The following is a 360-nucleotide window of genomic DNA, read 5'->3' on the forward strand; positions in this document are numbered from 1 at the left end:
TAGCTTGGCCGAAGCGGCGATTTACTTGGGGTCGCTGCCTGATGAGTTGGTGCTGGCCCAGGCGTCACGGTTTTATCACTTTCGCGACGGTGTGCTGACGGCGATCAGCGATCCGTATGACAACCGGCTGCGTATTGCTCGTGATCGTTTGGGGCGGATTGAGCGGCTGGATAACGGTGTAGGCCGTTGTTTGTTTTTGCGCTATGAGCTGGGCCGCATTGTGGCGGTGGACTATCAGGTTCATCGCGCCAAAGGGTATGAACCCTACGTCTGGGTGACTGAGCAGAACGTCGTTTCCTACAGCTATGACGAGACGGGACGACTGGTTTCAGCGAGCAATGCTGTAGGCGAACGTGAGGC

General features: G+C 56.9%; 1 protein-coding gene. It reads left to right on the forward strand.

Going from position 1 to position 360, the window contains the following annotated elements; translation table 11 throughout:
• Window positions 1–360, forward strand: a 360-nt coding sequence (locus FW764_RS28130; protein ID WP_446436726.1) for a hypothetical protein, incomplete at both ends; no start/stop codon positions are given.

It is taken from the genome of Pseudomonas sp. 1152_12, from assembly GCF_052850675.1.